Origin of the sequence: Acinetobacter sp. YH12076, assembly GCF_013419525.1 — a bacterium.
Classification (GTDB): domain Bacteria; phylum Pseudomonadota; class Gammaproteobacteria; order Pseudomonadales; family Moraxellaceae; genus Acinetobacter; species Acinetobacter amyesii.
This window is the reverse complement of sequence record NZ_VOZY01000011.1, coordinates 90296-105970: the sequence shown is the minus strand read 5'-3', so window position 1 is coordinate 105970 and position 15675 is coordinate 90296. Positions and strand designations below refer to the sequence as shown.

The following is a 15675-nucleotide window of genomic DNA, read 5'->3' as shown; positions in this document are numbered from 1 at the left end:
TACCCCTTGAAAAAATGGTTTGATTCCCCAATTTCAGACCACAGTTAAGTATTAAATTAAATTCCGTGAGGAGCATCGCCAGACATGGCTAAACGTGATTATTATGAGGTTTTAGGTGTATCTAAAACCGCAAGTGATGATGAAATTAAAAAAGCCTACCGTAAGTTGGCGATGAAGTATCACCCTGACCGTAATCCAGATAACCCAGAAGCTGAAGAAAAATTCAAAGAAGCTGCAGAAGCATATGAAGTTTTATCGGACAGCGAAAAACGTAGTATGTATGACCGTATGGGACATCAAGCTTTTGAAGGCGGCATGGGCGGCGGCGGTGGCTTCGGTGGCGGTTTTAGCGCAGAAGATATCTTTAGTCAGTTTGGTGACATATTCGGTGGCGCATTTGGCGGTGGTGGCCGTGGTGGTCAGCAACGTGCACGCCGTGGTTCAGACTTACGCTATGTTATGGAGCTTACCCTTGAGGAAGCTGTGAAGGGCGTGAAAAAAACCATTACCTTTACTGCGCCAGCGCCATGTGATGCCTGTGATGGTAAAGGATCTAAAAATCCAAACGACGTTGAAACCTGTAAAACTTGTCATGGTGCAGGTCAAGTGCGTATGCAACAGGGCTTCTTCTCTGTGCAGCAAACCTGTAGCACCTGTCGTGGTCAAGGTAAAATTATTAAGAACCCATGTAATAAATGTCATGGTTCAGGGGTTTCTGACCGTCAGCAAACTTTAGAAGTGACCATTCCTGCAGGTGTGGATAATGGCGACCGCGTACGTTTAAGTGGCAAAGGCGAGGCGATCCGTGATGGCCAAGCAGGCGACTTATATGTAGAAGTGGTGGTACGTGAACACGAAATCTTCCAACGTGATGGCGCTGACCTGTATATGGATGTGCCTGTAAGCATTGCAGATGCTGCATTGGGTAAAGAAATTCAAATTCCGACTCTCGATGGCCGTGTGAGCTTGAAAGTGCCTGAAGGAACTCAAACTGGCAAATTGTTCCGCTTACGTGGTAAAGGTGTGAAACCTGTACGTACCAGCATGACTGGTGACTTACTCTGCCGTATCGTGGTGGAAACGCCAGTGAATTTAACGGCTCGTCAACGTGAATTGTTAAAAGAGTTACAAGACACGATGGATGGCGATGACAATAAATCATCTCCGAAGAAAAAATCATTCTTCGACCGTTTATTTGATTAATTGATATGATTTGCTTGAGTTCGCTGTGATTTGAACTTAGCTATAAAAAAGCCTGCAAAATTGCAGGCTTTTTTAATGAGCGTTTTAAGGTTTCGGCTGTGCTATAGGTAGTAATAAACTCTCATAGCTCATGTCGAGCCTATAGATATTTTTAAGACGCTGTAGCTGATGACGTGCTTCAGCCTCACGACCATTAAAGGCCAATAAACGTGCATATTTAATGATGTGGTATTTCGCTGGATAGCTGCGAACCAATTTTTCAGTATCCTGAATGGTTTGTTCAGAAACGATGGAGTACGGATTTAAACGAATAATCGCCACCCGATGTCTAAATTCCGTCAGCAAATAGATCGGCTCATGATTAGTGATTTTCTCCGGTGTTTTTTCATATTTTGATGCCTGGCCCAGCTGAATCGCTGCATTAGCATAATCACGATAAATCACCGTAATCAGCACTGCACCAATCACGAAAACAATGCGGATAAACCATGGTGACAGACTCAATGTAGCCGTCTGTGGCTTCGCTGCTTGAAGAATCCCGATAATAAAACCCGCAGGCAGTAAGAAATATGCGTAGTTTTGCGGAAACTCCAACATGGCATGAATAATGAAGACACCGACCATCAATAGGCCAATCACAGATAATGCAGACTTGGCTAACTTTTGTAATTGGATGCCCCAATAGGCGAAATAGGTCAAGAACGGTACACCAATAATGGCGCCATTCCACAATAAGAAATCCAAAATAAAATTGTGTGAGCTACGAATCCATACAGGCCCTTGCACCGTGTCAGAGATCGAGACAAAAGCGCTACTAGTCTGATGCCAACCATAGCCAAACCAAGGCTGTGCAGCTACGGCATGCGCCATTTGTTGCCAAATGGCTAAACGAGACATATCTCCACCAGCACGTTTGACTACGTCACGACTTTCTTGAATATTCATGTCGGATATTTGGCTCATGATTTGACTTAATTTTGGCATCAATACAATCAGTGCCACAAAGCCGATAAACCAGGCCAAGCTGTAAAACCAGCGAAGACGGATATAATCTTTGTACTGTGCATAAGCCAAATAGACTAGGACACAGATACTTGCCACCCAAGAGGTGCGAGATTGGCTGAGCGCGACCCCAATTAAAATAGGAATTGCACAAGTGACCAAATAGCGGGTTTTAACTTTTTGCTGTTCATAAACATATAAGCAGGCTAACAAGGACATGAGCAGAAACGTGGCCATGTTATTTGGCTGAGCAAAGTTTGCAAATGGGCGCGTAGTTCCACTAATTTTCATCACAAAAGGAAGAAACGAGTCGAAATCTAACCACTGACATATTGCGATGAGCCCTGTCATGACCCCAGATGCAACAAAGGTATAGCTCAGGTATAGGAAGGTTTTTTCGCGTTTTTCCGTACCTTGTGAGAGGCTAAAACCAAGATTGATACACAGCCAGAAGCTGAACACAAACAGCATACAGAGTAAGGCAATACTAAAATAATACACCTGCCCAAAAGCCAGTTGCACAAAGGGAATCAACGCTAAGAGCAACAGGGGCAAGGAAATTTTTGCCACCATGAGCTTTTCTTTAAAGAACGTTGCCGCTAAGGCAAACAGGGCAAAAAAGGTATAAAGCTCACCGGTATACGTGGCCCAAGGTCGGTAATGAATCGGAATCAGCCATGCCAGTGCAATACAGACTGCCGCACAAAGATACAATAGGGTTTTCATGAATATTCAAGATCAATAGAACGCGCCTATCATACCGTGAAAATGCCTAAACTTGGTGAGGGAATAGTCAGCGTCTGTCGAAGAGCTTGATTTGCAAAAGTCCTTCGGAAAATGCAGGATTTTTTTGTTTGTAACTTAGCCTGCGCATGGAGTTTTGATATAGTAAGACCAATTTCGAATCAACATTAGGAAAATGTTATGTCAGCAGCTCCACGTATTGGTATCTTGGGCGCAGGCGGTCGTATGGGACGCATCTTAATTCAGGCGGTTCAGCAAGCTGGTTATCAATTGGCTGCTGCGGTAGAACGTCCTGAAAGTAGCTTGGTCGGTGCAGATGCCGGTGAACTTGCAGGGATTGGCGCGGTTGGCGTAAAGGTTGTCGGTAACCTTGCTGAGGTTTTAAAAGATTGTGATGTCGTGATCGACTTTACTGCACCTGCAGCAACGGCACAGCATCTTAAACTTTGCCGTGAAGCCGGCGTTGCGATTGTCATTGGTACCACAGGTATGAATGATGAGCAAAAAGCTTATCTCGATGAAACAGCAACAGAAACCCCTGTGGTCTATGCAGCGAACTATTCTGTCGGTGTAAACGTTTCAATCAAACTTCTTGAATTGGCATCAAAAGTATTTGGCGATACTGTAGATATTGAAGTGATTGAAGCCCATCATCGTCATAAAGTTGATGCACCATCAGGTACAGCGCTAATGTGGGGCGAAGCCATTGCCGGTGCTTTAGGACGTGACTTAAAACAAGATGCTGTGTATTGCCGTGAAGGTCATACGGGTCCACGTGAACGTCAAACCATTGGCTTCCAAACGATTCGTGGTGGTGACATTGTCGGTGAACATACTGCGATGTTTATTGCGGATGGCGAACGAGTTGAAATTACACATAAAGCGACCAACCGTATGAACTTTGCCTCTGGTGCAGTACGTGCCGCTGCATGGGTAGTCGGTCGTGAAGCACGTAAGTACGATATGAAAGATGTACTGGGTTTTAACGATATTGACGTATAAAAGCGCGTTAAAATCCGTTATAACAACAGCATAAAATTAAAATAAGACGATCAATGGAATGAAAAAAGTCATCTTTATGGCCTGTGCTGTCGCATTCACTGCGGCAGTACAAGCGAAAACTATGGATAATGCCAAACTCACGATTAATAAAAATAATATTAAGGTTTGGACCTACCAAAATGCTCAAAATCCTGTCTTTCAATACAAAGCTGAAACCAGTTTTGATGTACCCATTGAAAAAGCGGTTTCCCTGATTTTAGATGTGGAAAATGCAGTGAATTGGGTCCCTTATATGGGCAGTGTCAAAGTATTATCCCGCGATGACCAGAAAGGTGAATTCAGTTTATATATGGTGTTGGATTTTCCTTTTCCCTTGAAAGACCGTGATTTGGTGGTACAAGGCAAAATGCGTAAAGATGCACAAGGCATTATTAGCATCCAAAATAAAGCGGTGAAAAAAGGTTATCCGATCAATCCCAATTATGTACGCCTCACCGACTATGAGGGCGATTGGACCTTCCAGCGTTTAGGCAATCAAAAGGTCAAAGTTTCGACCTATGGCTATGCCAATCCGGAAGGCTCCATTCCGCTCAGTTTCGTGAATATGTTTGTGCAGCAACAGCCTTATCAAATGCTACAAAAAATGAAAGTGCAGCTGGGTAAAAGCAAAACTGTTGCGACCTTTCCTGAAATTTTAAAATAAGCCTTAGCAATGATTTAGTTCAATATGAACGATCAATGACTTTGCATCTCAGGCAGGCGAAATGCAGTCAACTGCTGCATGTGCTGTGTTTCTGGAAGTTCGATGCTGAGTAAGGTCTGTTCTGGAAATTGATGCGGATGTAACTTGATTTGAAATTGCCGCGCGGTCATTTGTTCACAGGCAAAGCGAAGTTTGGCTTGCTGCGGCATCATATTCATGCCGTTTTCAGACTTGGCTTTATAGATATATAGCTGCTGATGTAACCCACCGCTAGTGATCGGTTGGATCAGTTCAAGTTCATATTGCGTCAGTTTTTGGGCACTCAAAAAACCTTGAATTAAAGATTTACAGATAAAATTTTGCTGGCTTTGAGCTTGAGTGTGCTGTTCGGGTTGGCACGCCATAAGCGTGAGTGTACTGATGATGATTAGACCCGCTCGAAGCTGCGTGAAGTCATTCATTTAATTTTCCCTCTATCGTTATTTTTGAGATATCAACCTGATGCCATCAGCTTAAATCTGTTAACTTAATGGGTACAGATACAAGAATGATTAAAAAAAGGGTACAGATGGCTTTTCAATATCAGCAGCTTGCGCAGCAGTTGGCACAGAAAATTTATAGTGGTGAATTGGCCGCAGGGCAGCGTCTGTATGCGCTACGTCAATTTTCACAGCAGCATCAGATCAGTTTAAATACCGCGAAACGCTGCTATGAATTACTTGAAGCTAAAGGCCTCATTTATGTCAAAGAAAAGTCTGGTTATTTTGTGCAATCCTCACAGAAAGCCCAGCAAATTGCCGTGCCGAATCATCCTGATTTTGATTCCCGACCTCGTGAAATTTCGAATTTAGAATTGCAAATTCAGATCCATGAAGCATCTGCAAATAGCCGCCTGATTCATTTGGGTTCAATTCAGTTGTCCCCCAATTTTGTTCCTGTTGAAGCACTCAGACGTTCAATTCAAAGGGCATTAAAGCATTGTAAACCAGAAGATTTTTTATATAACAATCGGCAAGGTCATCCACAATTGCGTGAAGCTTTGTCGGCACATTGGGCTGAAGATGGTTTTTACATGCCTAAGGATGATATTTACATCAGCAATGGTTGTATGCCGGCTTTGTCAGTGATGTTGCAAAATCTGAGTGCGGAAGGGGAGAGTGTCATTGTCCCGACGCCGAACTATAACGGGCAATTGCAATTATTAGCTTTATTAAAGCGGAAAATTGTTGAAATTCCTGCCAATACTGAAGGTTTTGATTTAGATCGTTTAGAGCAAGCAATGCGGGATTCAGGCGCGAAAGTATGCTTATTGACTGCAAATTTTCAAAATCCTTTGGGTTTTTGTTTAAGTAATGAAGATAAGGAACGAATTGCACAACTGGCTGAAAAATATCAATGTTATGTGATTGAAGATGATATTTATGCTGAGTGTAGTTTCAATGCAAAGCGACCATTGCCTATCAAATATTGGGATCGGGCGGGCTATGTGATCTATTGTGCGTCGATTTCAAAATCTTTATCGCCTTCTTATCGGGTGGGGTGGTTTTGTCTTCCACCACATTTGCAACATTTGCGTCCCAAATTACTTTTGCAAAATGATTCGGTGAATACGCCTTTGCAGTTAGGACTTGCAGATTTGATTTTTAGTCGTGCTTATCGCCAACATCTTGCTGAATTGCGTCCTAAATTAATGGTGCAAGTCGAGCAGTATCGTCAGTATATTTACGACGCTTTTCAAGGGGTTGATATCCGTCTAAATCGGCCTCAAGGCAGTTATGCACTGTGGTTGCAGATGCCTGAACAAATAGACAGTTTGGCGCTGTATTACCATGCGCAAAAACATGGCATCAATATTGTGCCAGGTTTAATTTTTGGTGAGGACAATCGTTATAACAATTGTATTCGCCTAAATGCAGGGCATGAGTTGTCGGCAGAAATTCAGCAGGCCATTTTATTGCTTGCAGATTGGGTGCGTAGGGAATGCATAAATACAAACACCGTCTAATTTTGATGAGTGTATAAAGGGCACAAGAAAGCCTGTATGCAGCAGGCTTTCTTGGCTTAGATTTTTGCCGTTAAAAATCAGCTTTCAGCACAATTCGATAACGAACATTTCCTGAATGCAAACGTTCAATCGCTTCATTCACCTGAGACATGGGATACATTTCAATTTGTGGTGCAATATTTTGACGTGCAGCGAATCGAAGTAATTCACGCAGTGCTGCAGGAGAGCCTGTTGATGAGCCAGTGACAGATTTAGCACCGCTGATCAACATTCCTGCAGGGATTTGCATCGGCTCAAGTGCTAGGCCAAGCATGTGAACGCTTCCATTCGGTGCCAAAGTCGAAAGATAGGCTTGCCAATCCAACGTCACATTGACTGTGCTTAAAATCAAATTGAACTTCCCACGCTGCGCTTTAATTGCAGCAAGATCACGACTATTCACCACATGGTCAGCACCCATGGCTTTAAGTTCATCGGTTTTATCTAAATTTGAACTGAACGCGGTAATTTCACAGCCCCAAGCTTTCAGCAGTTTAATCGCCATATGACCTAAACCACCAATGCCGATCACGGCAACATGGTGAATGGCCTGAATTTGGTGCTGTAAGATGGGATCAAATACTGTAATCCCACCGCAGAGCAGAGGGCCAGCACTGGTTGGATCGAGATCATCTGGAAGCGGAATAACCCATTGCCAGCCCGCACGGACTTTGTCGGCAAAGCCACCTGCATGACCGACGATCGTCGCTGTCTTGGTTCCGGTACATTGGACTTGGCGACCATCGATACATGGGTCACAGTGTTGACAACTTTCTGCTGTCCAGCCAATGCCCACACGTTGTCCGATTTTCAGTCCTTTGGCTTCGCTGCCGAGTTGGGTAATGGTTCCAATCACTTCATGCCCTGGGACCACAGGATAAACCGAAGATTTCCAATCATTTTGGATAATAGAAATATCTGAGTGACAAAGACCGCAATACTCGACTTTGACTTCAACCTGATGGGCTTGTAATTCACCTGCATCAAATTGGTAGGGAACAAGGGCTTCACCACTGTTCATTGCTGCATAGGCGTGGATCGTGTTGTTACTCATTATTCTATCCTTTCTGTTTTTGAGGTCATTCTTCGTGCGTGTATTTAAAGTCACAGTGATTTTCATGATCATTGACCATGCCGATGGCTTGCATCAGAGCATAGCAAGTCGTCGGGCCGACAAATTTAAAACCATGCTTTTTTAATGCTTTGGACATGGCCTGACTTTGAGCGGTTTGTGCAGGAGCTGTGCGATATTCAACTACATCATTATTGGCAATTTGTCCTTCGACAAAACTCCAAAGAAATTCCACAGGATGAATCCCTTGGGCTTTTAACTGTTGCCATGCTTTGGCATTATCACGAATGGCAGTGAGTTTGCCGATATGGCGAATCAAACCTGAATCTTGCAATTTTTCTTGTAATTGTAGGTCACTCAACGCTGCAATTTCGGCAATGGGATATTGAAAAAAATGCTGCTGATAACAGGCCCGCTTTTTCAGCACAGTAATCCAAGACAGCCCTGCTTGTTGTCCTTCAAGACACAGCATTTCAAAGAGATGCTGCTCATCAAAACTGGGTTTAGCCCACTCAGTATCGTGGTAGGCAATATACAAAGGATCTTCGGAGCACCAAGCACAGCGTTGTATCGTCATGTTGAATGCTCCTTTTGACTTAAATTTTAAAAACTGTCCATTGGTCGTTTTTATTGTCCCAATACAACAGTTCCGCTTGATCGAGATCGGCAAATTGAATCCATACATCTTTACCAGATTTGTCTGCGTAGCCGGTGCTGATGAGTAATGCTTCTTCAGTGATCTCCATGATCCAGCCCTGATAAGACTGTCCATTGAGGCTGATTTTTTGTTGATTACCAGATTCTGCAAATTCCACCAGACGATTGATCAACGCTTCTGACATGTATGTTTCCTAAAATTAACGTAAATACGGATAGGGGTTAACGGCATTGCGACCTTTACCACCCAAGTAAATGCCATAATGCAAATGTGGTGCAGTATGTCGAGCATTGCCAGTATTACCTACATAGCCAATGACATCACCTTTTTTGACATAGTCGCCGACGTTTAAGCCACGCTTATGAGCATCAAGATGCGCATAATAATGCCAAGAGCCTGCGGGCCCCATAATCCATATCACTTTACCACCCAAATTGTTATTACGTAAGTCAGCAACTAAACCTTCTGTAGCACTGAGGACTTTTGTTCCACGTGGAACAATAATATCAATACCTTCGTGGCTTCGTCCTTGGCTACGCGCTGCGCCCCAAGTATCCTTGAGCGCACTTCGTTTGACTTGATGAACAGGAACAGGCAATTGATTGGATAAACGCATGTTTTGTAATTTTTTCACTTCATGAGCAGGCAATGTACTGCCTGATGGTTTGGGTGGAGTCGACGTACAGGCGCTGAGTAAAAGCAAAATAAAACCAATACCGCTGAACAACCCTTTGCGAAGCTGAAAAAATCCTTGAGTCACATTTGTCCCTATTCAATTGATGAGCAGTTCAAAACTATGGCATAGAATGGCTTTCGAGTTCTAGCGTAGAAATGAGTTTTTTCATGGCGGTTGGAATACCGAGTGCAGTGGCTTGTATCGGGGTATACCACTGTGCGTTGCATTCAATGGCTAAATGTTCTTTTTGATCGGCGGCAACGGTAAATACAGTAGCTTCTAAAAGCCAAGTGAAGTGGGTAAAGCTATGTGATATCTGCACTTGAGTGGTGGTAGGTTTCAGTCCAAGTTGCTGAGTGTGGGATTGAAACTCATGGGGTTGATCAAAAATAGGTAAACACCACAGACCGCCCCATAGACCGCTATTCGGACGTTGTATCCACAGCCATTCTCCTGCAGATTGAATCAGCATGACTTGAGCCTCTCTCACTGGAACAGGCTTTTTAGGCTTTTTATAAGGTAATTCAGTCTCTAAACCTTGTGCATGTGCTTTGCAGTGCTGTTGCATGGGACAATATAAACAGAGCGGTTTTTTCGGCGTGCAAACGGTTGCACCCAGATCCATAATCGCTTGGGTATAATCGTGGTTGCGTTCAGTGGGGCAGAGCTCTGTCGCCAGTTGCCACATGGCCCGTTCATGTACAGGTTTCGATAAATCATCTTCAATAGCAAAGAAACGAGACAATACACGCTTGACGTTGCCGTCCATAATCACGCCATATTGTCTTAAACCTAAAGACATCAGCGCACCCGCGGTAGACGGGCCGATGCCCGGTAGTTCCATCCACTGCTCAAGATTGCTTGGAAAATGTCCCTGACGTGCAACAATACCCGCGGCTTTGTGTAAGTTCCGAGCCCGTGCATAGTAGCCTAAGCCAGCCCAATAGGGCGCCACATCATCCCAAGAGGCATGGCCTAAATCTTCAACAGTCGGAAACCGTTGAATAAATCGATCAAAATATTGTAAGACGGTTTTGACTTGAGTCTGTTGTAGCATAATTTCTGAAACCCATACTTTGTAAGGGTCATCCTTCACTTGCCACGGTAAGTCATGACGACCATGGACATCAAACCAGTCGAGAAGGGCATCAGAAAAGTTAAACATGCAATACAGTCAAAATTGAAAAAACCTGCCTAGTATACATCTTTCAATAGTCATTCTTTTTGTTCAAAACGAAAACTGTATATCAGGGGAAATGCAAAAATAGTGGCCATCAAAAAAGGAGCCGAGGCTCCTTAGTGAGTGTAAATTTAAAGTTTAGCTTTTAAAGCCCCAGCGGGTATCGAGCGCCAATGTTTGGTTTTCATAACGTGGAATAATGTGAATATGCACATGTTCAGTGGCTTCGCCAAAAACTTGTCCATCATTAAACCCAATATGAAAGCCAGTGGGTTGATAGCGTAAATTTAATTCATTACGCGCTTGTTCAAGTAAGGACATTAAACTTTTACGTTCTTTATCAGTAATTTCAAAAAATGAACCAACATGACGTAGCGGGACAATGACAGCATGCCCTTTAGACAGTGTATGTGGTTCAGGAAGTACAACACCAAAATCATTTTTTGCAATAACGTCATATTCGTCAAAATTGCAATATGGACAATTGAGTTCTGTCATTGTGCTCTCCTCATTTTTATAAATTAAATATTGGTAGTGGTTCTTATGGCTTTAAGAACTAAGCTGGCGTGCTAACAAGGCATACATGGCCGCTAAGCTTTGTTGTTCTGCAGCAGCGTTATAAGCTAAATCTACGCCGTTGGCTTTGGCACGTTCATCCGCCATCGGGTTGCTAAAGCCGTGTTTTGCGCCTTCAAAAATATTGATTTGATACTGCACTTGGGCAGCATCCATTTCATTTCTAAAGGTCGCAACATCATCTAAGCTCACCATCGAGTCGAGCTCACCATGTTGCACTAAAATCTCTGCTTGGACTTGTCCTGTTTGTGCAGGAGTCGCTGTAGCAAGTGTTGCATGGAAGGTCACCACAGCTTTTAATGCAGCACCTGAACGAGCTAAATCCAGCACGACTTTTCCGCCATAGCAAAAGCCTATAGCTGCGAGTTTATCTGCATTTACTTCTTTTTGCTGTGCCAAAGTGTTTAATGCAGCAGACGCACGGGTCACAATGGTGTCGGCATGATCAAAAGTTTGCATCATCCATTCATAAGCTTGCTTGGCATCTGTGGTGACTTTTTTGTCACCATACATATCCAAAGCGAAAGCAGCATAGCCTTGTTCAGCCAATTCACGCGCACGTTGTTCGGTATATTCATTGCGTCCCCACCATTCAGGGGCAACTAACACACCTGCGACTGCAGTGTCTAACTCTGGAGCAGCAAAATAGCCAAAAAGTTGAGTTCCATCCGCTGCTGTATATTGAATTTCGCGCGTCTTAATTTTAACGGTCATGGTCAAATCCTTATGTGCGGCTACGCAGTTAATGAAGACTTAAGATAAAGGGAAATTGGTTTTTGTGAAATAAATATAAGATATCAATGTGAATTTTAAGTCAAATCAATCAAAAAAATTGTAAAAGAAAATAATGGAAAGAAGAAATATTGAGGAGCACCGAGATTTGTCGATGCTCCTAAAGAGAGTATTGTTATTTCGGGAGAACTTCAATGAGCTCTACATCAAAAATCAGCGTGCTATTTGGCTCAATGACGTCTGCTGAACCAATTTGACCATAGCCTAAATTTGCAGGAATGAAGAAGCGATATTTTGCACCTTCTTTCATCAACTGTAGACCTTCTGTCCAACCCTGAATGACTTGACTCACTTGGAACATCGCAGGTTGGTTACGTGCAATTGAACTATCAAAAACAGTGCCATCAATTAAGCGACCTTCATAGTGAACTTTCACTGTTGAATTGGCTTTGGGTGATTTACCTTTGCCGGCTTGAATGACTTGATACTGCAGGCCAGATTTCGTGACTAGAATGCTCGGTTTTTTGGCATTTTCAGCAAGGAAAGCTGCACCAATGGTGGCATTCGCATCCGCTTTTTGTTTCAGTTCAATCAGTTGTTTCGCTTCGGTTTGCTTTTTATATTGGGTTAAGGCACGGGTCATTTCTTCATCTGTTAGTGACGAAGCTTGACCTTTAGATGCTGCCTTTAAACCTGCAACAAATGCATCAATATCTAAATCCTTAATGGATTCAGCATTACTGCGTCCCATTAAATAACCAAAACTATAACCGACTTGTTCTGCAGCACTACTTTTATTACTGACATCTTTGGCAAATACAGTGCTTGAGCAGAGTGCCAAACACAACATACTGATCTGTAATTTCATGACCGAGTCTCAAAATAAAGCAGGAGAGCGAAAAGCTCTCCTGTACCGGTTTTATTATTTAACTTCAATGAGTTCTACATCAAAAATTAAAGTACTGTTCGGTGGAATCGTTCCCGGAACACCTTGAGCACCATAACCGAGGTTTGAAGGAATATACAAAGTGGCTTTGCCGCCTTCTTTCATTAACTGTAGACCTTCAGTCCAACCTGGAATCACTTGATTCAATGGGAATTCAATTGGCTCGCCGCGCTGTACTGAACTATCAAATACAGTGCCATCCACTAACTTACCTGTGTAGTGAACTTTAACAACTGATGTGGCTTGCGGTTGTTTACCTGTACCTTCTTTCGTTGTTAGGTACTGTAAACCAGAAGCAGTGGTTTTAACCCCAGCTTTGCTTTTGTTTTCCGTTAAGAAATTATCGCTGCTACTTTGTGCTTGCTTATTGCTTTCGAGCTGCTTGTTTTGCATTTCTTGCTGGAACTCAGCATATGCTTTTTGTAATTCTTCTTCAGTATATGCAGGTTTTGCACGAGCATGACCCGCACGAACGCCAGTGACAAAGCTATCAATATCTAATTCTGGAGGCGTTTGATGGGCAACTTCATAACCAAGTGCATAACTGATTTTAGCGACAGCAGAAGCATTTGCAGCTGGTTGAGTTGATGTTGCTGATTGCGTAGCAGGTGTTTTAGTTGCATAGTAAACAGGAACAAGTGCGGCACCGCCGAGTAATACAGCGACAGCGATAGGTAGGGCCTTACTCATATATTTTCCCACAATTATTTTATATGTAAAAAGTTGCTGAAATTCTAGCAGACTTTTCCTGTTCAGCGCTTACCTATCTCTATGATCAGGTAAGGTGCAGGAAAGATCATCATAGTCATGTTCTTATTTTTATACTATAACGGTATGAATATATAAAACATTTTTTATACAGAAAGATGCATGCAACATAAATTTCGAAAATAAAAAAAGCCACCGTATTCGGTGGCTTTTTTGAATAGGCTTGAATTAGTCTTGGTCTTTTGAAGCTTTATAACCATAAGAATAGTTATAGCCATAACCATAACCATAACCTGCTGAGCTACGTTGAATGTCGTTTAGAATAATACCATTGACCTTCACACCCACTTGTTCAAAGCGGTTCACGGTTAACTCTAATTCTTTCAACTGAGTTTTCGCATAACGAGCAATCACCAGATTCACGCCAGCAAATTGCGAAATAATGATACCGTCTGTCACCGCAAGTACAGGAGGGGTATCAATGATCACATGATCAAACATCGGTGAAATCAAATCTAAGAATTCTTTGAATTTACCAGAACTTAAAAGCTCAGATGGGTTAGAAGGGCTTTTACCACGAGTAATCACACTCAAATTTGGAATTTCAGTGGTTTTAATGATGCTGTCTAGATCACGCTGACCATTTAAATATTCAGAAAGACCTGGTTGGTTGTCATGATTGAAGTATTTGTTTAAATACCCACGACGTAAATCGGCATCAATAATTAAAACACGTTTATCGCTTTGCGCAAGAATCGTAGCCAAGTTGGTTGAAATAAACGATTTACCAACTTCTGGTGCAGGCCCAGAAATCATGATCAGGTTATTTTTTGCAGATGTCAGTGCAAAGTGAATAGCAGTACGCATACTGCGCAGGCTTTCAATTGCAATATCATCGCTATTTTTAACTGCAAGAACTGGAATTGTTTTCTTCTTCTTCAAGAGTTTAATACGGCTTTCTTGAACAGGCGAACGTGGGACGGTGGCATAGACAGGAAGATCCAGAGTGTTTTCAATTTCTGAAGAATCTTTAATTCCCGAACGAAGCATGTTACGTAGTAGTGCAAGTAATGTACCGAGGAAACCACCAAGGAAAATAGAGAGAATTAAAATTTGTAATTTCTTAGGTGCAATTGGTTCAATTGGCTCTACAGCAGTATCGACAATACGGACATTGCCAATTTCACCTGCTTTCGCAATACGTAATTGTTGATAAGAGTTAAGTAGAGCAGTGTACAGTTGTTGTTTTACTTCAACTTCACGATAAAGTTGTAAATAACGACGCTGTAAATCTGGAAGCTTTTTCAAAGTTGTATTGAGTTCACCAATTTTGCTATTGATTGCACCAAGTTGTGCATTCATTTGCTGCATCACTGGATGTTCACTAGTGTACTTTGCAGAAGCTTCAGCAACTTTTTGCTCTAATTCAGCTTTTTGAGTTTCAAGGGTGATGCTTTGAGTTAAATATAGCTCAGATTCTTTGGTCACATCGACGGTATTAAACTCTTGACGGAATTTGTTAAATTCACGTTCTGCGACATCAAGCTGTTGTTTTAGTTCAGGGAGTTGTTCGTCAAGGAATTTTAATGTTTGTGCACTTTCAGCAGAACGTCTTTCAATATTTTGATGACTATATGCTGCAAGGATGGCATTCAAAACTTGAGTAATATGTTCTTTATCTTGACCTTGGTAATTCAGACCAAGCACGCCCGTCATTTTACCTTTTTCAGCAACCGAATAGTTTGCCAAAATGCTGTCCACAGCAGCTGGTAAAGATTGCTTTTGAATTAAATAGTCATCTTTGAATTGATCTTTGCTATAAACTGAGATTTCCCAAAGACCTTCTGCTGTTCGCAAAGAACTTTTTTGGTTCAATGGTGCTGTTAATATTTTTTGGTCAGTGTCTAGATCAATTAAAGAAAGTTTATTTTCTTGAAACTGTAGGCCAATATCCTTGTCACGATATTGTGTAGGGATATCAAATTGACGAATTTCAAAACTTTTTTCATTATCTTTGAAAACGACTGATTTATTCTTATATTCAGTTACATAATCATGGGGCGAAAATAAACGATCTGTAAATGAGTTTTGAGTACCTGAAATTCTTAAATCTAGATGTAAGTTTTGAATTACAGTTCCTAGAACAAGACGTGATTTTAGAATTTCAATTTCTGCTTGGGCAGGCTGTTTTTGATCAATCATATTTGAAAGATCACCCAACAGTGCTGCCGAAGTTCCTTTATTTTCTTCAACTTGTACTAACGCATTAACAGCATATGTATCGGGAGTTGTTCTTAAATAAAGTAGGGCGCAAACGAGACTTAAAATTACACATAAAGCAATTAACTTCCATTGTGCAATCAGAGAGAAAAATAATTCTTTTAAATCAATTGTATCTTCTGTATTGGTATTTTGGCTCATAATCGTAC

Annotated in this window: 16 protein-coding genes; 4 read left to right on the top strand and 12 right to left on the bottom strand. The window is 42.0% G+C overall.

Translation table 11 applies throughout. From position 1 onward, the window contains the following. The first annotated feature begins 84 nt into the window (after positions 1-84). Positions 85-1203, top strand: coding sequence for a molecular chaperone DnaJ (gene dnaJ, locus FTU22_RS12185; protein WP_111885156.1), 1119 nt, complete (start codon positions 85-87; stop codon positions 1201-1203). An 84-nt stretch (positions 1204-1287) separates the two neighbouring features. On the opposite strand, the gene FTU22_RS12180 is transcribed toward dnaJ, so the two are convergent. Next, positions 1288-2931 (bottom strand): PglL family O-oligosaccharyltransferase, encoded by a 1644-nt coding sequence (locus FTU22_RS12180; RefSeq protein ID WP_180049565.1) that lies wholly within the window; start codon positions 2929-2931, stop codon positions 1288-1290. Positions 2932-3129: 198 nt separating this feature from the next. On the opposite strand from FTU22_RS12180, the gene dapB reads away from it, so the two are divergent. Beyond that, a complete protein-coding gene (dapB, locus tag FTU22_RS12175; protein WP_078194102.1) occupies positions 3130-3951 on the top strand; it encodes a 4-hydroxy-tetrahydrodipicolinate reductase in 822 nt (273 codons plus the stop codon). Between the two features lie 58 nt (positions 3952-4009). Next, entirely contained in the window at positions 4010-4654 is a 645-nt protein-coding gene (locus FTU22_RS12170) for an START domain-containing protein (protein WP_180066868.1), read from the top strand. A 32-nt stretch (positions 4655-4686) separates the two neighbouring features. On the opposite strand, the gene FTU22_RS12165 is transcribed toward FTU22_RS12170, so the two are convergent. Then, a complete protein-coding gene (locus tag FTU22_RS12165; RefSeq protein WP_257225930.1) occupies positions 4687-5115 on the bottom strand; it encodes a hypothetical protein in 429 nt (142 codons plus the stop codon). Between the two features lie 107 nt (positions 5116-5222). Between FTU22_RS12165 and FTU22_RS12160 the strand changes: the two genes are divergently transcribed. After that, entirely contained in the window at positions 5223-6659 is a 1437-nt protein-coding gene (locus tag FTU22_RS12160; RefSeq protein ID WP_180094667.1) for a PLP-dependent aminotransferase family protein, read from the top strand. A 70-nt stretch (positions 6660-6729) separates the two neighbouring features. On the opposite strand, the gene FTU22_RS12155 is transcribed toward FTU22_RS12160, so the two are convergent. The 10 genes from FTU22_RS12155 to FTU22_RS12110 all read right to left on the bottom strand — a co-directional run bounded on the left by FTU22_RS12155 (position 6730) and on the right by FTU22_RS12110 (position 15667). After that, positions 6730-7752, bottom strand: a complete 1023-nt coding sequence (locus FTU22_RS12155; protein WP_168379437.1) for an NAD(P)-dependent alcohol dehydrogenase — start codon at positions 7750-7752, stop codon at positions 6730-6732. Between the two features lie 25 nt (positions 7753-7777). Next, positions 7778-8347: a DNA-3-methyladenine glycosylase I gene (locus FTU22_RS12150; protein WP_168379438.1), complete on the bottom strand. Its 570-nt coding sequence runs from the start codon at positions 8345-8347 to the stop codon at positions 7778-7780. A 19-nt stretch (positions 8348-8366) separates the two neighbouring features. Next, positions 8367-8612, bottom strand: coding sequence for a hypothetical protein (locus FTU22_RS12145; protein ID WP_078191630.1), 246 nt, complete (start codon positions 8610-8612; stop codon positions 8367-8369). Between the two features lie 15 nt (positions 8613-8627). Further along, on the bottom strand, positions 8628-9155 hold the full coding sequence (locus FTU22_RS12140; protein WP_218946176.1) for a M23 family metallopeptidase: 528 nt from the start codon (positions 9153-9155) through the stop codon (positions 8628-8630). 67 nt (positions 9156-9222) lie between these two features. Further along, positions 9223-10269 (bottom strand): A/G-specific adenine glycosylase, encoded by a 1047-nt coding sequence (mutY, locus tag FTU22_RS12135; RefSeq protein ID WP_180011066.1) that lies wholly within the window; start codon positions 10267-10269, stop codon positions 9223-9225. Between the two features lie 153 nt (positions 10270-10422). Then, positions 10423-10782, bottom strand: coding sequence for an HIT family protein (locus FTU22_RS12130; RefSeq protein ID WP_078191628.1), 360 nt, complete (start codon positions 10780-10782; stop codon positions 10423-10425). 51 nt (positions 10783-10833) lie between these two features. After that, positions 10834-11574 carry a dienelactone hydrolase family protein gene (locus tag FTU22_RS12125; protein ID WP_180094665.1) on the bottom strand — a complete coding sequence of 247 codons (741 nt, stop codon included), beginning with the start codon at positions 11572-11574 and terminating at the stop codon, positions 10834-10836. A 193-nt stretch (positions 11575-11767) separates the two neighbouring features. Continuing rightward, positions 11768-12460 (bottom strand): FKBP-type peptidyl-prolyl cis-trans isomerase, encoded by a 693-nt coding sequence (locus FTU22_RS12120; protein ID WP_180073496.1) that lies wholly within the window; start codon positions 12458-12460, stop codon positions 11768-11770. Between the two features lie 54 nt (positions 12461-12514). Beyond that, entirely contained in the window at positions 12515-13228 is a 714-nt protein-coding gene (locus FTU22_RS12115; RefSeq protein WP_078191625.1) for an FKBP-type peptidyl-prolyl cis-trans isomerase, read from the bottom strand. A 246-nt stretch (positions 13229-13474) separates the two neighbouring features. Beyond that, on the bottom strand, positions 13475-15667 hold the full coding sequence (locus FTU22_RS12110; protein ID WP_180094663.1) for a polysaccharide biosynthesis tyrosine autokinase: 2193 nt from the start codon (positions 15665-15667) through the stop codon (positions 13475-13477). Positions 15668-15675 lie beyond the last annotated feature (8 nt).